At 26.5% G+C, this 21,524-nt stretch carries 18 protein-coding genes; all 18 read right to left on the bottom strand.

The features are described from left to right. Window positions 1-94 precede the first annotated feature (94 nt). Entirely contained in the window at window positions 95-1,855 is a 1,761-nt protein-coding gene (locus tag OW763_RS04355; RefSeq protein ID WP_268039863.1) for an Eco57I restriction-modification methylase domain-containing protein, read from the bottom strand. A gap of 35 nt (window positions 1,856-1,890) precedes the next feature. Then, the gene (locus tag OW763_RS04350) at window positions 1,891-2,526 is read right to left on the bottom strand and encodes a cyclodeaminase/cyclohydrolase family protein (protein ID WP_268039862.1); all 636 of its coding nucleotides are present in this window, start codon (window positions 2,524-2,526) and stop codon (window positions 1,891-1,893) included. Window positions 2,527-2,693: 167 nt separating this feature from the next. Continuing rightward, window positions 2,694-3,266, bottom strand: a complete 573-nt coding sequence (locus OW763_RS04345; protein ID WP_268039861.1) for a nitroreductase family protein — start codon at window positions 3,264-3,266, stop codon at window positions 2,694-2,696. Window positions 3,267-3,304: 38 nt separating this feature from the next. After that, a complete protein-coding gene (gene murJ, locus OW763_RS04340; protein ID WP_268039860.1) occupies window positions 3,305-4,864 on the bottom strand; it encodes a murein biosynthesis integral membrane protein MurJ in 1,560 nt (519 codons plus the stop codon). A 3-nt stretch (window positions 4,865-4,867) separates the two neighbouring features. Further along, window positions 4,868-5,983 (bottom strand): glycosyltransferase, encoded by a 1,116-nt coding sequence (locus OW763_RS04335; protein ID WP_268039858.1) that lies wholly within the window; start codon window positions 5,981-5,983, stop codon window positions 4,868-4,870. A 109-nt stretch (window positions 5,984-6,092) separates the two neighbouring features. Then, the gene (locus OW763_RS04330; RefSeq protein ID WP_268039857.1) at window positions 6,093-6,800 is read right to left on the bottom strand and encodes a WecB/TagA/CpsF family glycosyltransferase; all 708 of its coding nucleotides are present in this window, start codon (window positions 6,798-6,800) and stop codon (window positions 6,093-6,095) included. Window positions 6,801-6,829: 29 nt separating this feature from the next. Continuing rightward, window positions 6,830-7,483 (bottom strand): sugar transferase, encoded by a 654-nt coding sequence (locus OW763_RS04325; protein WP_268039856.1) that lies wholly within the window; start codon window positions 7,481-7,483, stop codon window positions 6,830-6,832. A 23-nt stretch (window positions 7,484-7,506) separates the two neighbouring features. After that, window positions 7,507-8,757 (bottom strand): O-antigen ligase family protein, encoded by a 1,251-nt coding sequence (locus tag OW763_RS04320; RefSeq protein ID WP_268039855.1) that lies wholly within the window; start codon window positions 8,755-8,757, stop codon window positions 7,507-7,509. Window positions 8,758-8,861: 104 nt separating this feature from the next. Beyond that, window positions 8,862-10,040 carry a DegT/DnrJ/EryC1/StrS family aminotransferase gene (locus OW763_RS04315; RefSeq protein ID WP_268039854.1) on the bottom strand — a complete coding sequence of 393 codons (1,179 nt, stop codon included), beginning with the start codon at window positions 10,038-10,040 and terminating at the stop codon, window positions 8,862-8,864. A 17-nt stretch (window positions 10,041-10,057) separates the two neighbouring features. After that, window positions 10,058-11,089, bottom strand: coding sequence for a glycosyltransferase family 2 protein (locus OW763_RS04310; RefSeq protein ID WP_268039853.1), 1,032 nt, complete (start codon window positions 11,087-11,089; stop codon window positions 10,058-10,060). A gap of 11 nt (window positions 11,090-11,100) precedes the next feature. Further along, entirely contained in the window at window positions 11,101-12,192 is a 1,092-nt protein-coding gene (locus tag OW763_RS04305) for a glycosyltransferase (RefSeq protein WP_268039852.1), read from the bottom strand. A gap of 25 nt (window positions 12,193-12,217) precedes the next feature. Then, the gene (wecB, locus tag OW763_RS04300) at window positions 12,218-13,276 is read right to left on the bottom strand and encodes a non-hydrolyzing UDP-N-acetylglucosamine 2-epimerase (RefSeq protein ID WP_268039851.1); all 1,059 of its coding nucleotides are present in this window, start codon (window positions 13,274-13,276) and stop codon (window positions 12,218-12,220) included. A gap of 13 nt (window positions 13,277-13,289) precedes the next feature. Further along, a complete protein-coding gene (locus OW763_RS04295; RefSeq protein ID WP_268039850.1) occupies window positions 13,290-14,654 on the bottom strand; it encodes a glycosyltransferase family protein in 1,365 nt (454 codons plus the stop codon). A gap of 1 nt (window position 14,655) precedes the next feature. Continuing rightward, window positions 14,656-16,137 carry an O-antigen ligase family protein gene (locus OW763_RS04290; RefSeq protein WP_268039849.1) on the bottom strand — a complete coding sequence of 494 codons (1,482 nt, stop codon included), beginning with the start codon at window positions 16,135-16,137 and terminating at the stop codon, window positions 14,656-14,658. Window positions 16,138-16,158: 21 nt separating this feature from the next. Then, on the bottom strand, window positions 16,159-17,883 hold the full coding sequence (locus OW763_RS04285; RefSeq protein WP_268039848.1) for a capsular polysaccharide export protein, LipB/KpsS family: 1,725 nt from the start codon (window positions 17,881-17,883) through the stop codon (window positions 16,159-16,161). Window positions 17,884-17,903: 20 nt separating this feature from the next. After that, entirely contained in the window at window positions 17,904-19,355 is a 1,452-nt protein-coding gene (locus OW763_RS04280) for an oligosaccharide flippase family protein (RefSeq protein WP_268039847.1), read from the bottom strand. Between the two features lie 17 nt (window positions 19,356-19,372). Then, a complete protein-coding gene (locus OW763_RS04275) occupies window positions 19,373-20,476 on the bottom strand; it encodes a LegC family aminotransferase (RefSeq protein ID WP_268039846.1) in 1,104 nt (367 codons plus the stop codon). Window positions 20,477-20,527: 51 nt separating this feature from the next. Further along, window positions 20,528-21,523, bottom strand: a complete 996-nt coding sequence (locus tag OW763_RS04270) for an NAD-dependent 4,6-dehydratase LegB (protein ID WP_268039845.1) — start codon at window positions 21,521-21,523, stop codon at window positions 20,528-20,530. Between the last annotated feature and the right edge of the window lies 1 nt (window position 21,524).

The raw sequence follows: 21,524 nt of genomic DNA, 5'->3' as shown, positions 1-21,524 counted from the left end.
TACCATAAAAATATTGTTTTATACCATAAATATAAAAAATCATACATATATGTTTCCCTATATGTATGATTTTATAACATTTTAACTGCCGATTTTATTTAGTATATTCTTTTATTATATTTATTTCCTCATCATTAAAATCAAATAATTCATAAATTTCTTCATTGCAAAGATTCTCTTTTTTACCTATTGTCGGTATGCATAACTTCATCAAATTATTAGGATAGTATTCAAACATATCATCACCTAACTTTTTAGCAAATGTTTGAAAATAGAATTCATAAACTTTGCTATTTAATAAGGCTAATAAATATTCATATGTAAACGGTACATTTTCCTTTAATACAAGAGCATATACATCAGCACTAAAGTATTTTCCTTTATCTAAAACAAACCTATTTGTACTAGCTTTATATGGAAATATTATTTTCTCTTTTTCAAATATTTCTTTTCTTCTTCCCCACTGAAGCTGATACCATTGTCTTGCTCCTGTTTTACACTCTCTTCTTTGCATAAGTCTTTCTTTTTGTTTTTTTATATGGTTAATTATATTAGAATAATCTTGTTCATTTACAATATTATCTGAATATATTAAATAATTATCTTTTTGTTTTACATCCCTTTTATTTATATAACTACTTTTTATCCATGGTTTTATAATATCTATTTCTAAATTTTCTTCTTTTATTATTTCTTCATTAACAACAAATGCTTTATCGCATCCGGTAATAATTCCTTGAAAACTTTCACATATATTAAATAAATGAGTAAAACTCTTTTTCTCTATTTTTGATATAATCTCCCTTTCTTTTTTATCTCTTAATATCCACCCTTTATTATTTAAAATATTCTTGTTTATATTAAATTTCTTATAATAGTTTTCATTATTAAAGAACAAAGAATTATAAAATTTATCTTTATTCTTCTTTATATTATGTATAGGTTTTATAATTTCAATATTTTCCCCTTCATATTGATCATTTTTAAGGAAAATAATCACAGGATCTATTCCCGCTTTTTTAAAAGGTCTTATTCCATAAAAATCTACTATTTTATATAACGAACAAACCTCCTTAAGTATTTTTCTCAATTCTTCTCCACTAGGCGCTTCTATAAAATATCTAGAAGTTATAAAAGCAAGCTTTCCTTTTTTATTGAGGTTATTCAATGCACTTTGAAAAAAGCAGTATGATACATCACCTTTATCCTTATATATATTCTTATACATTTTTTTAAGTTTGGCACTATAATCTTTATCTATAGATTTATGACCTATATAGGGAGGATTTCCAACAATAATATCAAATTTTTTAACATCTTCATCAATCAAAAAGTCTTTCTTTGTCAAATTATCTTTTTGAAAATATTGTGCTTCGCTAAATAAATCTATACTAAGTATTTTTATGGCTGTATCATCCATATCAAATCCGTATAAATTATTGTTAATTATATGCTCTTCAATATTATATTTATTAAAATTAGTGTTGTTTTTATTATTTATCAACTCAAAATTATTTTCATAAAGCTTCTTTAAATATTGAAAACAAGGAATTAATATATTACCACACCCACAAGCTGGATCTAAAATTTTCAAATATGGATTCTGTACTATATTTTCTATAGTTATTGTATTTTCAACTATATATTCCGCTATTTCATAAGGCGTATATACTATTCCTGAACTTTTACCTTTTTCTTTCTCCATAAACTTAATATACGTCTTAGAAAAATTATTTTCTTTATTATTGAACATGTTTTTATACTTATCTAAAGCCATTATTTTAAACATTTTGTCAATAGGGGCATTAATTATATTATATAATTCATTGATTTTTTCACAAAAAAAGTTAAACATATTTCATCTCTCCAAAGCAAGTATAATAGCATAGATTATATTTTAAAATTAACTATGTTCATTATTTTTTCTTTTTTCAATAAAGCTTGTTTCATTATATTAATACACTCTTTATTTACTTCATTTTTATAATTTTCATCTTTAATTCCTTTTAAGTTAACATTAACATTTAATATAGCACTTTCAATTGCACTACTAAGTAAAATAGCTGCTACTCCAGCATCACATATAACATTCTTGTTTCCATATTGACTAGAAATCAGAATATTATCATATAATTTTAAAAGTTGTTTTGCCAAATTCAAAGGAACTTCCAAAGCATTTTTATATCCCATATTTATGCTTTTAGCTCTTTCTGCTTTTTCAGAATCTGTATTTTTAGGCATTCTAAATGCAGCCATCAACCCTAAAAAAGCTTCTCCGTCTTTATCCATAACCTCCATTAGTTCATTATTATACTTTTCTACCTCTAATAATGAATTACTTATTAAATTCTTTTCTTCTTCATTATATTCTTCGTATACTTTTTTTCCAACTGTTAAATTAAATACCATGGCTGTCAATGCACTTGAAACAACTCCTACTAAAGCAGCCGCACTTCCTCCACCTGGTGCTGGATCTTTTGAAGACAATTTTTTTATATAATCTTTTATCATTAGATTTTTTTGCATTATATTACTCCTTTCATCATTTTTTCATACCATACATAAAAACAATATATATTATATTCTAAATTCATGTTTTTTTGTTGTCAATAATAAATCCTTTTCAATAGAAACTATACATATAAAAGAACCACACAAGAATAGTCCTGTATGGCTCTTAAATAAACACTTGATTAGTGACGAACTAAAACTTTTACATTTTGATCTGTATAAGCTTTATTCCATTCATTTAAGAATACATAATCTCTTACATCTTTTTTAGGCTTATGAGGTTTTTCTTCTTCGATTTCTCCTACTGGTGTTAATGCTATAATTTTAAGGTTATCTGGTATTCCTAAAATTTCTTTTATTTTTCTTTCATTAAAAGCGGCTATCCAGCAAGTTCCATATCCTTCTTCTGTTGCTGCTAATACAAAATGTTCCATAGCTATCGCACCATCTACAAGATAATATTCTTTTCCTTCTATTGACCCTGAAACCTCTGGTTCTCCAACTACTACTGCTAACATAGGTGCATCCACAATAGATTGAGACGCTTCATTAGTTTTATTTTGTATAGCTAAAGCAATTCTATCTTTTTTTTGATCATCATCTACTAAAATAAATTTACAAGATGCTTCATTTTTCCATGATGGAGACTTCATAGCAGCATCTATCATTCTCATTACTTTTCCTCTATCTAATTCTGTGTTAGCCCTAAATTTTTTTATACTTTTTCTAGTTTCAATCACATCATAAAACTGCATACCATCACACTCCTTCTTTGTTAGTATGCGTACGTATATTAGCTTTTATTCTTAACCAATCTTTTCTTAATTAATTCCACCATATAAATATATTCATCAACTTTTAAAGCATAGATACACATAAAATAAACACAAACTCCTATTGTAAAACATATAATAATAGATATTATGTCTCCTTTAAAATTAAAACCTATTTTAGAAAAACATATGTTTCTTACATTAATTATAATAAATCCCATTGTTAACGCTGAAACAATCACTTTCAAAAACACTTTGAAAAAATATTTTATATTTATTCCGTTAAGTTTTTTATTTAATATAATAATTAATATTAATGTAGTAATTACAGCTGAAGTAGCAGAAGCTAAAGTTAATCCTGATACCTGCATACTATTTACAAATATTAAACTTAAAATTATATTTATAATAATACCTAAAAAACTATTAATCATAGGGCTTTTTGTATCCTGTAAAGAATAAAAAGCTTTATATAATATATCTCTAACTCCATAAGCTACCATAGCAGGAGTATAAAACATTAATGCATTTGCTGTTATTTTTACAGCTTTTTCATCAAATTTTCCTCTTTGAAAAATAATACTTATAATAGGTTCTCTTAATATCAAAATTCCTATACTAGCAGGAACCATTATTAAAAGTATTACATTCACAGCTCTAATAAGAGCTTTTTTATATTCTTTATTGCTTTTTTTAGCAGCATAACTAGAAAGTGTTGGATATACTACCATAGATATAGCTACTGCAAACACTTCATATACAAGCATATTTATCTTATTTGAAAAATCTAAAGCTGCCACAGCTCCTTCATAAATAGTAGTTGCAAAGTATCTACTTATAAACAAATTAATTTGAATTATAGACGTACTTATTATAACAGGAAGCATTAATTTAACAAGTCGTATTATGTTTTCATCTTTAAAATTTATAACAAAAATATATTTATAACCTAACTCTTTAAATTTAGGTATATTTATTAAGAATTGAGCTGCAAATCCTGTAACCGTAGCCACTGCAAATCCATTGATACCAAATTTATTGCTTAGTGAAATCAAATATATAACATATATGATATTTGATACAAATGCCATCGCTGCTGGAGCACTAAATTCTTTATGTGCTTGAAGAACACCTGTAATTATGCTTTGTATACACACAAAAAATAACGATGTAAACATCACTCTTAATATGTATACTGAATTATTAAACACTTCAGCATTTTCTCTAAAACCTGGAGCAAATACATAAATTACATATGGTGCTAAAATTATTGAAATAGTTACAAATATTATAGTGTATATAGCTGATATATTTAGAATATTGCTTACAAAAACATTTCTTTCTTGTTGACTTTTGTTCTCTATATTCTCTGTATGTATTGGTATAAGTGTTGTAGTTAATCCATATCCTACAGTTGTAAGAAGCATTACAACACCTAAAGAAAACATATATATATCAGTAATGTATGTAGTTCCAAATTTTGAAGCAATGAGAGCATCTCTTACAAATGCCATGATTTTCCCCAAAATAATTAGTACTATTATCACAAAGGAACTTTTTATAATCTTCTTATCCTGCATATATTACACTCCACTTTTAGATTTATTAATTTCAATTATTTTTTTATAAAATGAATAATATGTATTACAGAATTTCTCTATATTATAATTACTTGTTACCTCTTTACAAAGCTCCTGTCCCATTATCCCAATAACATCTTTTTTTAAATAAGCTTCCTTCATTTTTTTATAAATTTCTTCTTCAGAATTATTATCAATTATAAATATCATTTTATCATTAAAGTTTTTTTCAATGTCGCCAACTTTAGAAGAAATAACCGTAGTCTTCACAGCACCACTTTCAAGAATAACTATTGGTGGAGAGCCTCCTTCATTAAAAGAAGTTAACATGCTAATATCACTAGCATTGATAATATCAATAGGATTTTCTACAAATTCAGTAAAAATTACATCTTCTTCTATTTTTAATTGAATAACTTGATTTTTAAGTTTTTCTTTGAGTTCACCTTCTCCTACAACCACTAGCTTTGCATCACCAACCGTATCTCTAAATTTACAAAATGCATTAATTAATCCACTATGATTTTTTACTGGATGCATCCTTGCCACTATTACAAAGATAAAAGTATTTTCAGGTATATTATATTTTTTTCTTATTTCTTCCTTAGTTTTTGTTATCTCAATGTTATTTAAATTAATTCCATTATTTACAACACATTTATCTCCTAAAAAATTATTTTCTTCTAAAATATTTTTAATATAATTTGATACACACATATAATTATTAAAGGATTTAAGCCCATATTTGCTTAAAGGTGTAAATAATAAATGTTTAATTTTATTATTCATAAAATCATATCTATAATCACTATGTACAGTAGCTAAAGTAAAAGCTTTTATTTTGTTTCTTAAAACTCTATGTATAAGGAAAGCCTTTGCTCCATGAAAATTAACAATATCTATTTTATTTTCATTAATGTACTCTACAACTTGTTTATTATTAATTTTATTTCCAAATAATATAGTGTTAACCCTTTCTTTTTTAGCTTTTTTATATAAATATCCTTCACCAATGCATCCAAGAATATTGTTGAAGTTGTTGGAATATTTACATATATTTAAAACATGCATTCCTCCTCCTCCGTTATCATTTCCAGTTATAATATGTAAAACTTTCATCGTTTATCATCCTTCCCATTTTAACTATTGGATGTAATATATAAATTTTTCACTAGAAACTAAAGCTAAAAAAGAAGAGCCTATTGCTCATCTTTTTTCATTATTATTGTTATTTATAAAAAAGTACTTTCCATAGAAATTTAGGTATAGCACCCAATCTATTTATTCTCCAAGGCTCTTTAATTACTCTATAAAGCCATTCTAATCCCAAATTTATCATCCACCTAGGTGCTCTATTTACCGTTCCTGCAAAAACATCAAAACTTCCTCCAACTCCCATAAAAACTTTACATGGAAGATGCTTAATGTTATTTGCTATAAATATTTCCTGTCTTGGACATCCCATGGCTATAAATAATGCATACGGATTTTTTTCTCTTATATCATTAATTATATCTTCACAATTATTTAAATCAAAATACCCATTATGAGCTCCTATAATTACTAATTTGGGATACTTTGTTATTAAATTTATTATACATTCTTTCAATACTTCTTCTTTAGCTCCTAATAAATATACTCTCTTGTTTTCTTTTTCACATTTACTTAATATTTCTTCCATTACCTCTATTCCTGCAATTTTTTCTTTAACAGGGTTTTTAACAAGTTTTGAAGCTAATACAGTGCCCACTCCATCAGGTATTATAATAGAATTTTTTTCAGTAAAAACACTATTTAAAAATTCGTCTTTAATTCCACTATATAAAATTTCGGGATTACCTGAAATAATGTTTACCTTATCAAAATCATTTATATATCCAAGTAATTCTTTTTTAGTTCCACTAAATATTTTATAACCTAAAATTCGTGTAAACATCTATATAATTCATCTCCCTTAAAGCACACCTAAAATGCACCCTCTCGTTTAAACACATTTAAAACTGTATTAAACAAAATCTTTATATCAAGCCATATAGAAAAGTTTTTAATATATCTTAGATCATAATAAATAGTTTTTCCAAGCTCAATCTCTCCTCTTCCACTAACTTGTGCAAGCCCAGTTATTCCAGGCAAAACAATCAATCTTTGCTTATATTGATCTGGATAAAATTTAACTACATCTGGTATTTCTGGTCTTGGACCTACAAGACTCATATTACCAATCAATACATTAAACAATTGCGGTATTTCATCAAGACTAGTTGTTCTAAGGAAAGCACCTACTTTAGTAATTCTATTGTCATTCTTACTTTGAAAAACAAAGTTTTCAATATTTTCACTATCAACTGCAAGTTCTTTTCTACTTTCAGCATCTATAATCATAGTTCTGAATTTGTATATAACAAAAGGAACATTATCTTTTCCTATTCTTACTTGCTTAAATATTGCAGGTCCTTTAGAATCTAATTTAATCCATATAATAATACCTAAATAAAGTGGTATTAAAATCAGTATTCCTATTAATGACAAAATTATATCCATTATTCTTTTAATAATAAATTGTATCTGCTTTGATTGTATATCTCTTTTTCTATCTATTTTTATATCTTTTGCTTTCATAATTCCTCCTATAACCTAATTGATTATATTATGCTTTCTCTTTTATTATTATAAATCATCGCTTGTGATATAGCCACTAAAATCCAAAAATACACAGTTATTTTTGGTACAAAAAATAAATTATCTGCCATATTCATTACTAAAAAAGAAAATATGGATATGTAAAATCCTTTATAAAAAGCTTTAAAAAATATATTATTACAATTATTAATAAACTGCTTTGTTTTTATCAATATTGATATTATTAATCCTCCAAAACACATACTTGCAAAAATACCAAGTTCACTTTGTATTTTTAAATACGAATTATGTACTGGAAAATATTCATGATGATTGTAGTCAAATTGAGGATATTTTTTAACATATTCTCCATGTAAACTATAATAGTTACCATTGCCTACTCCTATAATAGGGTGATCTTTTATCATTTCAAAAGCAATTTTCCACAAATTAACTCTACCATCCTGAGATATTTTTCCAAAATCTTTTATTCTATTTCTTACCATAGGAATAAATAATGATGTTATTGATGCTAAAATAAATGGTACAATAAATTTCCAGTTATATATTACTATCATCACTATGCTTCCTACTAAAAATCCTAACCACGCATTTCTTGAACCTGTAAGTATTATGTTTGTAAATAATAAAATAGATATACACATATACCTAACTTTTTTCTTTCTATTAGTTTCATATAGAGTCAGCATTATCATTGGGAATACTGCTAAAATTAAAAAAGCACCTAAACTATTAGGATTTTCTAAAGTTGATGTTATTCTTACTTTAAAAGCCCCAGTTGAATATATGAACTTTTCACTAAGACCTATTTTAGTGAAAAACTGCAAAATACCTAAAACACTTACTATCGAACAAACATATATATAAGATTTTAGTATACTTTCAAGTATTTTTTCATTACTCATTTCATATTTAATTATAAAATAAAACACAATATATGATAGAAACCTTATACTTTCACTCAATGCTATTTTTTTATCTACCGCGTAACTTATAGATATACACATAATAATAAATAATAAAACCATAAACATACTTAAATAATCTTTAAAGAAATCTATTATACCATATATAAAATTTTTTCTACTTTCTCTTACTACAAAAAGCATCATTAAATATATAACAACCAATAAACCAAAAATAATATCTCCTCTCAACGGTATACCTTTAATTCTAAAATCACTTGGAAGAAGTGCCATCAAAATTATATATATAACCATTATATATTTTAAAAATGTTTGTTTTTTATTCATATAATCTCCTTCTAACTCATTAAGTAGCCATAATTATATTTTTTATTCATCATAAAATTAGCACGCTTACTTGCGTGCTAGTTTTACAAATTAAATTTTAAGTACTATTTTCTATATTTTTCAACTATTCGTTTAACAGCATAAATTACATCTTCAACATCTTGTTTTGTCATTTTAGGATATAATGGTATAGAAATGATTCTATTAAACATTTTTTCGCAAACTGGTAAATCTCCTTCTTTATATCCAAAAGTTCTCTTATAATATGGGTGTAAGTGAACAGGAATAAAGTGTACACTTGTTCCTATATTTTCTTCTCCAAGCTCTTCTATAAATTTATCCCTATCTATACTTAATAATTCATCATTAACTTGAATTACATATAGATGCCATGAAGGTCTTGTATATTCAGCTATTTTAGGTATAATTATCTCAGGCATATCACCAAATGCTTCATTATACATAGAAGCTATTTCACTTCTACTCTCTTGCATTCTATCTAATTTCTTTAATTGATGAATTCCTAGTGCTGCTTGCATATCTGTCATATTATATTTAAATCCTGGAAACTCTATATCATATCTCCAAGAACCACCTTTTCCATACCTATTCCATGCTGCTTTGCTCATTCCATGAAGACTCATTACTCTTACTTTCTCTGCAATTTCATCACTATTAGTTGTAAGCATACCACCTTCTCCAGTAGCAAGGTTTTTAGTAGCATAAAAGCTAAAAGAAGCTGTATCTCCTATGCCTCCACCTATCATCTTACCTTTATATTGAGTATAAACAGCATGTGCTGCATCTTCTGAAACAAAAAGATTATGTTTTTGAGCTATTTCCATTATTTTATCCATATCACATGCATGTCCACTATAATGTACAGGTACTATAGCTTTTGTTTTATCTGTAATTTTTTCTTCTATTTTATTAGCATCTATACAATACGTATCTGGATCAATATCTACAAATACTGGAGTTGCTCCTACATGAATTATAGTATTAGCACTTGATGCAAATGTCATAGGTGTTGTTATTACTTCATCACCTTCTCCAACTCCTGCAGCTATTAAAGCTAAATGAAGAGCTGCTGTTGCTGAATTAGTTCCTATAGCATGTTTTACTCCTACATATTCAGCAAACTGCTTTTCAAATTCAATTGTTTTAGGTCCTTTAGAAATCCACCCTGATTTTAATGTGTCTACCATCTCATTTATTTCATCTTCTTCAATTAAAGGTAACGCATAAGGTAAAAATTCTTTTCTTGGCTCTGTTTTTGACATTTTTTATTCCTCCTAATTTATCTAGACATTTTAGTATTTTTCTCTACTAATTTACTTGATTTGAAAACATAAAATGCCATCAATCCGTTTATAAATCCTAATCCATAGCTAATATGTAATATAGGAAAAATAAATGGTATATATCTTATAAGTTTAAATTTATTTTTAACTAATTTAATCGAAGCCATAGTATCTAATGCTAAATACATAATAATCTCTATCAACCATAAAATCAATATAGGTTTGAAAAATATTCCTAAAATTATCCCTAAAGTATTTGTAATAACAAAACTCATAGGAACTAAGTGTCTTATAGACGCTGTTTTTCCATGTTTTTGCATTACTCTAACCTTCCAAAAACCATATTGATAATATTGTTTCCACAATTTTTTTAAGGAACCTCTACTATAGTATGTAGATTTTATTTTAGGAGATAATAATATTTTATATCCTTCTTTACAAACTCTATAATTAAGTTCATCATCTTGATTTCTTACTAATTCTTCATCAAAATATCCAATAGAACCAAAAACACTTCTTTTATATGCACCAAAAGCTACGGTATCAACATACATTTCTTTTTTAGCATATCTAAATAATGCATTTCCTACTCCAAAAGGTGAACTCATAGCTAGCGCAATAGCTCTACCTACATCATTTTCACTTATAGTTTTAATAGGTCCTCCGGCACATCCTATTTCATTATTTTGAAGTACCTCAACATTATTTTTTATAAAATCCTTATCAGGATAAGCATGTGCGCCAAATATAATAATAATATCAGCTTTACTGTATTTAATCCCAGCATTCATACCTTTTGGTGCTGAAAGCCCTTTATTATCAATAAGTTTAATGTTGTTATATTTTTTTCCATATTTCTTCACTATATCTCTAGTTTTATCATCTGAAAATCCATCGCATACTAAAACTTCAAACAATTCTTTAGGATATGTCTGTTTCATAAACGCTTCTAAACATTCACCAATATATTTTTCTTCGTTTCTGCAAGGAATAACTACAGATACTGTATTTTTATTATCCTTCCTCACTTTACCACTCCTTAATTCTCATTTACACACAATTTATTATTTGTGAATTTGTCATAAAGTTTTTTCATTATTTCTCTATTGTTACTCCAATTATAGTTATCTTCTACAAATAATCTAGCATTATTTGAAAACTCTATTAATTTATCTCTATCCGATAGAATTAACTTAATTTTTTCTTTTATATCATTTACATCTGCAGCTTTAACTAAATATCCATTATACCCATTAATTACTATTTCTTTAAGTCCACCCACATTAGAAGCTATAACTGGTCTTCCACATGCACAGGCTTCAACAGCTGCAACTCCAAAACTTTCACTCAAAGAAGGAATGCAGACAATATCCATTAAGTTAATATATTCAGGTATCTTGTCGTTATCAATATTTCCTGTAAACTCTACTATTGAACTAACCCCTTTTTCTTCACAAAGTTTTTCAAGCTTTGTTCTTTCACTGCCATCTCCAATAATTAAAAGCCTAAATTTAAGATGCTTTAATTCATTTTTCACCTCAGAAAAAGCTTCAATTAAATAATTTATACCATATATTGGTTTTAAATTTTTAGCTACTCCTATTGTTATATAATCTTTATTAAGTATAGAATCTGTTTGTTTGAATTTAGATAAATCAACTCCAAACGGCGTTATAATAATGTCTCCATCATAGTATTTTTTCATTTCTAAAGACATATTATTACTTGTAGAACAAACTGCATCTGCACTATTTAAAATACTTTTTAACATTTTTTCATTTAACTTATTTCGGTTAGGAAACTCATAGATATCACTTCCCCATGCTGAGACTATAAATGGATGAAAGCCTGACATCTTTCCAAGCATTCCATAGCTAGTAGCATAATGACCATGTAAAATATCAGGTTTTACCTTATTTATTATGTTCTTAACCTTATTTATTAATAAAAAATAACTTAATTTATTATTAAATGGAGGCTTTAAAATATATATTTTTACATTATCTGAATATCTATAGTGAGTCTTTCTCATTGAAATCAAATGGATTTCATAATTTAACTCTGAAAAATAATCAATCCATTTTCTTGTATGGATACTATCTGCATCTGCTAAAACACATAATTTCACCACTATTTATACCTCCGATTGTATTTCTCTAAATATTTTTCTCAAGTATGTCTATAATTTTATCTGCTGCTTTTCCATTTCCAAAATAATCTAATTTTTTATTAGTAGGAGCAAAACTCAAAATAGCATTTTTTATTTTTTGTTTATCTGCACCTACAAGTATATTCCATCCATTCTTAACTGTTTCTATCCACTCAGTTTCATCTCTTAAAGTTATACATGGCACATCCATAAAAAATGCTTCTTTCTGAACTCCACCGCTATCTGAAACTATTTTTTTACTATTTGCTTCCAGCATTATCATATCTAAATATCCTATAGGATCAATAATCTTAATATTGCTACTAAATTTTAGATTATATTCTTTAATATATTTTTTAGTTCTTGGATGAAGTGGCAATACTATTTTTTCTCCACTTTCATTTAAAGCCTCTACTATACTCTTCATTCTGTTTATATCATTAGTGTTTTCTGCTCTATGTATTGTAGCTAATATATATTCCTTATTTTTTAAATTTAACTCCTTTAAAATACTGCTTTTATTTTTAGCAATATTTTCAAAGTGTAGAATTGCATCAAACATTACATCTCCAACATTAAAAACATTATTTTTTAATCCTTCATTATTTAAATTTTCGACAGCTGTTGCTGTGGGTGCAAACAAATATCTTGATATATGGTCAGTTAATATTCTATTTTGCTCTTCAGGCATATTCATATTAAAGCTTCTAAGTCCTGCTTCAACATGCGAAACTGGTATAAGCAATTTACTAGCAGCTAATGATCCTGCAATAGTTGAATTAGTATCTCCATATACTAAAACACAATCTGGGTTTTCTTTTAAAAGAATTTCTTCTATTTTTTCAAGCATTCTTCCTGTCTGAGCTCCATGATCCCCTGAACCTACATTTAAGTTATAATCAGGATATGGTATATTAAGTTCCTCAAAAAACACCTTAGACATATTCTCATCATAATGCTGTCCTGTATGTATAATTATTTCTTGATTTTTTTCTCTAATTTTTTTTGAAACAGCTGCAGCCTTTATAAACTGTGGTCTTGCTCCAATGATAGTAATTATTTTCATTGTTTTCACTTCCTTACTTTATTTGTTCTATAATATCAACAAGTTTTTTAGTAAGATTTTCTCTACTATATTGTTTAATTTTATCAAAATCAGGTTTTATAAAATTGCTTTTATTAATAAAATCTCTATACGCACTATGTATCATTTTTTGTATTTCATCTTGTTTAGAAGGATATGCAGTATAACCTGTATTAGTATCATATATAAGCTCTTTTGCTACCCCATCAGGAACAATCCCTAATATAGGTTTACCTGTTCGTATATATTCAAATATTTTACCTGTATATATGCCTTCACTGCCTTTCCCTTCATCTATGATAAGTAATACTGAATTAGCTCTACTCAGTTCCTTCAGGCTTTCCTCATGTGGAACATAACTTTGATTCTTTATGATATCAGGGTACTTATCTTTATAATAATTTACTATTCCTTTATGTTCATTACCTATTTGACCTAAAAATTTTATTTGTATTTTATTTTTATCAATCTTTTTAGTTTCTATTAAATTATCAATAGATTCTAAAATCTTTTTTGGTGAACGCTTTCCATATAGAGTTCCATTATACAGTATAGAAAATTTTTCATTATTATACGCTAAATCTAAATTTAAATCTTTAAAGTCTTTTTCATCATATCCATTAGTTATTACATGAAATTTATCTCTATCTTCATTTTTATATCTTATTAAAAACTCATTTACAATAGGTTGACTTACACTAATAACTTTATCAGCCTTTTGAACAACTTTTTTCTCTAATTTTTTATATATACTTTCAACAACAAAATTATTATTTACAAAGGGATTATTTACCCATGGATCTCTAAAATCAGCTATCCATTTAACTGGAAATTCTTTTGCCAATTTATAGCCAATTATATGCGAAGAATACGGACCTGAAGTTGTGAAAATAAAATCTATTTTTTTACACTTAATTATCTTTCTTCCTTCATCTACTGCAAAATCAATCCACCCTTTTTTATCATCTGGTATACACATCATATTATAAACATTAAAAAACATACTTTTACAAATATTTTTTATAGTCTTCTTCATTTTAGTATTTAAGCTATTCTTATCAACAGTAGTTATATTATTATCTTTTGCAGAAATATTATTATTTGAATTTTTTTTATTTAAAACATTTAACATATTACTCATCAAATTAATTTCTTTTATATCACTTCTATAAACATCTATTCCTTCACTAATATCCTTATTTAATGATTTGTCAACAATACCTTTAGCTTCTTCCTTTACTGTCAAGACATTTACATTGTAACCTAATTTATTAAGATAATTAGCAAATTTAGTTGTTCGCTGTACCCCTGCTCCGCCTTTAGGCGGATAGTAATATGCAATCATCAATATGTTTTTCATATTATTCCCCCACAAATTCCTTAGTAGTTTTTATTAAAATAGTATTGACTATAGTAAATACAAAAGTTGGTACAATACTTATTGGATATCTTGATGTAATAAATGCTTGCCCAGTTATATTACCATATAAAAACAAAGCTACCATTCCAATTGCACCTGGGAAAAGTATATGTCTATACTTTTTATTTTTCCATCCAAACACAAAACTTTTAATAAAAATACTAACACTCAAAGCAAATAACACAAGTGTAAATATTAATCCCACTTCTGTAGCCACATTTAAAATTATATTATGCGCATCTATATACATTCTTGAAGGCTTTCCACCATATTGTAAGTAATAATTTTTAAACTGTCCTGGTCCAACTCCAAAATATGGTTTATCATTTACCATACCTAAAGCAATAGTCCATATAGGTCTTCTACTTTTAGTTTGCTCCATTAATTTTTTAAAAATTCCTTTTCCTTCTCCTACTATACCTTCGATTCCATCTATTTTTATTTCATGCCTTATTTCATTAAACTCCCATCTATGAGTAACATTATAACCAAGACAGCTAAAAACAACGGCCCCCACTAATACATATTTAATAAAATTCTTTTTATCCAACATCATCACAAAAATAAAACATATAAATACAGCAATTACTATTCCTCTTGACATTTGAGTAGATAAATTAATGATTTCTATTAATAGTAAAAGCTTAAATAAGCTATTATATTTTGTACATACCTTTTTATTAACAGCATATAACAATATAAAAGGTAATACCATTATTGTATATCCTAACATAAAGTTACTTCCTAGCACTCCATATAAATGTTGATTTTTTCCTGAAAAAATCAAACTATATGTTGCTACAACAATATCTGGAATAGATGAAATTGCAACTCCTATACATAAATAAGCTATAATTGTTTTAATAAAATTCATATCCATATTTTTATAGCTCAAAATAAACGCACTTACAATAACCATAGATATCAAGGACACACCTATTAAACTAAAGGATTCTAATTTATTTATACTCAGTCCTGAGGATATAATCGCTAATCCTATAAGAATCAAAGAAACAATCCCATATATTCTATATTTTCCTCTTTTTATTGATATTTTTGAAAAATCCAATTCGTTTTTTCTTAATGCTTTAACTCCATTAATCACAAATACCGCAAGATAAATCCAATATACTCCATTACCAATCCATGACATATTCAATCTGAAAAATATGTAAAGAATTATAGGTATAATAGGAATTGACAATATATATATTTTTATGGTTGTCCTAAAATCTTTAAAACATAAAAACAAACTACATAATATAAATAAAATAATAAATATACTGCTTAAAAACATAAAAATATTACTCTTACCTATCTTAACAAAAATATATATTTCAGACAAAATATACAATCCCAATATTAAAAATAAATACTTTTTTAAATAACTTACATATTCTTTACATTCATTTATAAATTCCATACATTACCTCCGATATAGTAATTACTCATCCTTTGTATTATTAATAAGCTTCACTATTCTATTTGTAACCTTACCATCGACTTTATAAAAATTATCTTCTATATATTTTTTAAATTTTTCATCAAATTTATATTCTTTAATATTTTCCAAACTTTCTTTTAAACTATATTTATCTTTAACTCCTATGGACACACCATCTCTAACAAAATTACCAGCATCATTATATTTAGGCAGTAATATACATACTGAGGGTTTATTTAACATGGCACCCTCAACAACAACAGTTGAATGGACACTAACAACAACATCACACCAACTTATAAGTTCATATAAATCCCCATCTTTTACTATCCTAACATTTCTAATATTATATTTTTTTATAAATGATTCATATATTTCATAATACGAATCTGCTGGATGGAGCTTTATTACAATTTCATAATCCTCATCCATCAAACTCAGTGCTTCAAATAAAATTTCCGTTGCACTCTCTAATAAATCTCTAAAGTATTGGGTAGCGTATAAAATCTTTATTTTTCTATCTTTATTTTGTTTTTGAGTATTATATTGCTTCAATAAATCTGTCCTACTCTGTCCAACTACTATAACATTTTTATCATCATAAATATTTGTATTATTAACTAGAATTCTTTTATATTTTTTTCCCCATACAAATGTATATTTAGGTATAATTATATCTTTATACTTAGAATTTATTATATATGCTGGAGACATTGAATTTATAATTCCATGCTGAACAGCATATGTTTTGACATTTTCTATATTCGCAGCCACTATAAATTCTCTTGGTCTATCCCCTTCATCTACTACTATACACTTTTTAATTTTATGTTTTCTTATTAAATTTCTTGCAGCAGACATCTCTATTATATCATTTATATATCTAGTTTTTATGTCTTGAAAAACATATTTAAACACAACATCTTTTAAATCATATTCGTTATAGTTAAAATTAAGTAAAGATAATTTATCTAAACTATTCTTTATTAATTTTTTATCCATATACTTACTTTTATTTAATTTTTTATTTAAAACAAAAAATTCAAAAGGTATATAATCGTATTCATATTTTAAAGATTTATCGATTAAATCAAAATTAAATAAACATTGTATATTAAACATATTATATTTATTCTCTAATTTATCAATAACTATACCTAATTGAGTATCAATTACAGAATCCTTACCGTTAAGTTTTACTTTATTTATATTCATAGTATTAGAAATTGAAAGGAAATTTTCTCTACCTTTAAAATTAATTTTAAATTTCAAGTAACCCTTTATACCTTTAAATATTCTTAAAGACAGCTTAAATGCTAATTTAATCTTTGAACTTCTCTTCTTATATACAGAATTTTCATCAACTATTTTTTTAGTATCTAAATTAAATATTTTTTCACTAATATAAAATAAAATCTCATTATCTGTTTCTACATCTATGTTTTCATCAATATTCTTTATTACATTTTCTAATATTAAAAAGCATAAAAAAACCCTTTTTAATTTTTCATAAATAGGATGCCTTTCAAAATAATACATAGTTATATTATCGTATAAATAAAAATCTTCTAACTTCATACCTTGAATTTCTTGGCTTTCAAGAAATTCAAGGTATGAAAAGACTTCTCTGTCTATGTCTATATCATCAATATAGGTATCTATACTAATTTCTTTATCTTTAAATACCACCGTTTTTTTAGAATTAGTATAAACGAGTTTCGCCATAATTATCTTCTCCTAGTTTATTAATATTGTCTTAAATACGTTTTTATAAAATTTTTAGATTTATATGCTAATATGCTAAAAATTAGCAAAACAAAAATATATCTTATTAACCAATTATCCTTTATAAAATAAAACACTCCGCACACAAACAACATGAACACTATACTCAACCCAAAATATTTGGCTTCAAAAATTTTTTTACTGTGCATTCTATTAGCCATAATATAATGATATATAAAAAGCACTATGTATGATATAAGCGTAGTCCATGCACTTGCTATATATCCTAGTTTGGGAATAAATATATAGTTTAAAATTATATTAAGTATACCTGCACTTATAGTTCCTATTGAAATTAAGTAAGTTTTTTTCATATAAAATTCCAAGTTAGATGGTAAACTATATAAAAATACAAAGTAATTTGAAAATAATATAATTGGAATAAGATTAAGACCTCTCCAATAATTTGGAGACCTAAAAGCTATAATTTTCCCTATTTCTGGTGATACAAAAATCATCATAAATGTTATTAAAGAAAATATCATAATATAATTCTTGTATTTTTTCTTGATGTCATTAAAATTTTCTTTTTTCATATTTTCAAAAAAGTAAGGAACCCATGCCTTATTCAAAGCTGTCCAAATTACATATAATATACCTGCAACAGTATATGCAAAGCTATATATACCTGCTGCTTTATCATCTATCATATTTCCTAACATTATTCTATCAAATGATGAAAGTATTACAGCTGATAAGACATGAGGAATTAATGGTATAGATATTCCTAATGCATATTTCCAATATTCTTTATTTATAGATATTTTACCTTTTCTTATGGTGAAAACATATAAAAACATACCATATAATACATTCACCAAAACCACAGCACCAATTCTACTCATATATCTACTACAACTTAAATTTTTAATAAATATAATTGACACTATTACATTCATTAAGGCACTAGTTATTGCTACAAAAAGATATTCTCTATACTTGTATAATACAGTAAATTTAGTATTACAAAAATTAATTATAAAAGTAAAAAAACCTTGAATTATTAAAAATAATACTAACACCGTATCTTCTGTAGTAATCTGAGCAATGCCTTTATTAAACAACACCCCTGCAATTTGATTTCTAAACAGCATACCTATAGTTAAACATATTACAAAAACTATACTAGCAAGTAGTAACACCGAACTTAGAAAATCATCATATTTATCTTCGAAATCAAATTTTGATCTACTTACACTTGATACAAGCCCTAAACTTACGACAATAGTAAATATTGCAAACCAAGCGTTATATTTTTGAACAACTCCATATTCAGATGTCGTTAATATGTTAATAAATATAGGTGCAGTTAAAAACGAAATTCCCTGTAAAAACAAAGTTCCTATAGTATACCAAAATCCGCTTTTTACTAGTTTATTTTTATATAACTTTGATGTTATTTCTTTGATCATATATACTCCTCAATATTTTACTTGCTGTATTTCTTTATAACATTACATACTGCTTCTATCTGTTTTTTTGTTAAAGAAACTGAACTTGGCAGATTAATCCCTCTGCTGCATATTTCCTTAGTTACACTCATATCTCCATGCTTACATTCTTTATATGGAGGCATTTCATGTACAGGCATAAAGAATGGTCTTGTTTGAATTTCTTCTTGTTCGAATTTTGCAATTAGTTCATCTCTGCTTATACCGTAATCATCTTCAACTAATACAGAATATAACCAATAGCAATTTTTAACACATTCTTTTTCTGAAGAAATAGTTATTCCCTTTACGCCTTTTAGTAATTGATTATAATAAGCTGCATTTTCTCTCTTAGTTTTTAAATATTCTTCTACATTTTCAAGCTGAGCAGCACCAAAAGCTGCTAAAAGATTTGGCATTCTAAAATTATATCCAACTTCTTCATGGTAACAACCTTTATTATCTAAAATTGTTTTAGTCTGATTAGATAAATATTTTGCTCTTTTACCATATTCCAAATTATCACTTACAAGCATTCCACCTGCTCCAGTTGTAATTAACTTGTTCCCATTAAAGCTGTAAGTACCTATATGTCCTATAGTACCCGCCATTTTACCTTTATATGTAGAACCTAAAGCTTCTGTTGCATCTTCTATAACATATAAATTATATTTTTCTGCAATTTTCATAACTTTATCCATATCAACAGGATGTCCGTAAATGTGTACTGGAATTATAGCTTTAGTTTTTGGTGTTATAAGTTCTTCTATTTTTTCTGCATCCATAACAAAAGTGTCTCTGCAAACATCACAAAACACTGGTACTGCTCCAACATATTTTATAGTATTTACTGGAGATATAAATGTCATAGATGGCACTATAACTTCATCTTTTTCTCCAATACCTAAAGTTATAAGTGCAAGCTGAAGTGCCGCCGTACCATTCATTGTAACAACAGCTTTTTCTGCTTTAACATACTCAGCAAATTTTTCTTCAAATAAATCTACATAGCTTCCTACTGAAGAAACCCAGTTTGTATCTATACATTCTTTAACATATTTCCATTCATTTCCTCTTGTTTCAGGTATACATAAAGGTATCATTTTACTCACTCCCCTAATAAAAAATTTAAGAAAAGTGCAAAGCACTTTTCTTTACACATTATAAATATCTGTTTTAAAGTACTGCATGTTATTTTTAATCCATTCTATTGTTTCTTTAAGTCCATCCTCAAGTGTATATTTTGGAGTCCAATCCGTCAATTCTTTGATTTTTGTATTATCAGCCCACAATCTATTAACTTCACTCTTTTCCGGTCTCATTCTTTGTTCATCGCAAATTATCTTAACATCTTTACCTGATAGTTTAATTATATTTTTCACTAATTCTCCTATGCTTATTTCATAGTTTGAACCTGCATTTACTACTTCACCAATAGTTTTATCACTTTCAGCTACTTTAATAAATGCTTCTGCCGTATCTTTTACATAGTTAAAATCTCTTGTTGGAGTTAAACTTCCTAATTTAATCTCAGTTTTCCCAGCAAGAATTTGAGAAATTATTGTTGGTATTACAGCTCTTGCTGATTGTCTTGGACCATATGTGTTAAAAGGTCTTAATGTAGCTATAGGTAAATTAAAAGATTTGTAAAAACTCTCTGCCATCTTATCTGCTCCTATTTTTGAAGCTGAATAAGGTGATTGACCCTGCATAGGATGTTTTTCATCTATAGGAACATACAATGCAGTTCCATATGTTTCACTTGTTGAAGTATGTATAATTTTTTCTATATTTTCTTCTTCTCTACACGCCTCTAAAACATTAGTAGTTCCTTCTACATTCGTTCTTACATATGCCATTGGTGATAAATACGAATATGGTATAGCTATAAGTGCAGCTAGATGCATTATAACTTCCTGTCCTTTTACCATTCTTTTCACATTATCATATTCTCTTACATCACCAGTTATAACATTTAAACTTTCTTTAACATTTTTATCAAAAGTATCAATCCATCCCCAATTGTTAAAAGAATTATATTGTACAAGTGCTGTAACATCTGCACCTAGTTTCACTAATCTCTCAGTTAAATGACTTCCTATAAATCCTTCCGATCCTGTTACTAAAACCTTTTTACCCTTCCAGTTCATA

Origin of the sequence: Clostridium aestuarii (genome assembly GCF_026735135.1) — a bacterium.
GTDB classification, from domain to species: Bacteria; Bacillota; Clostridia; order Clostridiales; family Clostridiaceae; genus Clostridium_H; species Clostridium_H aestuarii.
Note: the sequence above shows the minus strand (reverse complement) of the source record. Positions and strands in the feature narration are given on the sequence as shown.

Coding starts and splice junctions, on each gene's coding strand:
- OW763_RS04330 (WP_268039857.1), bottom strand. CDS start 6,800: ATGTTTACACGAATTTTAGGTTATAAAATATTTAGTGGAACTAAAAAA.
- OW763_RS04315 (WP_268039854.1), bottom strand. CDS start 10,040: ATGTCAAAAACAGAGCCAAGAAAAGAATTTTTACCTTATGCGTTACCT.
- OW763_RS04355 (WP_268039863.1), bottom strand. CDS start 1,855: ATGTTTAACTTTTTTTGTGAAAAAATCAATGAATTATATAATATAATT.
- OW763_RS04320 (WP_268039855.1), bottom strand. CDS start 8,757: ATGAATAAAAAACAAACATTTTTAAAATATATAATGGTTATATATATA.
- OW763_RS04290 (WP_268039849.1), bottom strand. CDS start 16,137: ATGGAATTTATAAATGAATGTAAAGAATATGTAAGTTATTTAAAAAAG.
- OW763_RS04270 (WP_268039845.1), bottom strand. CDS start 21,523: ATGAACTGGAAGGGTAAAAAGGTTTTAGTAACAGGATCGGAAGGATTT.
- wecB (WP_268039851.1), bottom strand. CDS start 13,276: ATGAAAATAATTACTATCATTGGAGCAAGACCACAGTTTATAAAGGCT.
- OW763_RS04295 (WP_268039850.1), bottom strand. CDS start 14,654: ATGAAAAACATATTGATGATTGCATATTACTATCCGCCTAAAGGCGGA.
- murJ (WP_268039860.1), bottom strand. CDS start 4,864: ATGCAGGATAAGAAGATTATAAAAAGTTCCTTTGTGATAATAGTACTA.
- OW763_RS04285 (WP_268039848.1), bottom strand. CDS start 17,883: ATGGCGAAACTCGTTTATACTAATTCTAAAAAAACGGTGGTATTTAAA.
- OW763_RS04275 (WP_268039846.1), bottom strand. CDS start 20,476: ATGATACCTTTATGTATACCTGAAACAAGAGGAAATGAATGGAAATAT.
- OW763_RS04280 (WP_268039847.1), bottom strand. CDS start 19,355: ATGATCAAAGAAATAACATCAAAGTTATATAAAAATAAACTAGTAAAA.
- OW763_RS04350 (WP_268039862.1), bottom strand. CDS start 2,526: ATGCAAAAAAATCTAATGATAAAAGATTATATAAAAAAATTGTCTTCA.
- OW763_RS04345 (WP_268039861.1), bottom strand. CDS start 3,266: ATGCAGTTTTATGATGTGATTGAAACTAGAAAAAGTATAAAAAAATTT.
- OW763_RS04325 (WP_268039856.1), bottom strand. CDS start 7,483: ATGAAAGCAAAAGATATAAAAATAGATAGAAAAAGAGATATACAATCA.
- OW763_RS04335 (WP_268039858.1), bottom strand. CDS start 5,983: ATGAAAGTTTTACATATTATAACTGGAAATGATAACGGAGGAGGAGGA.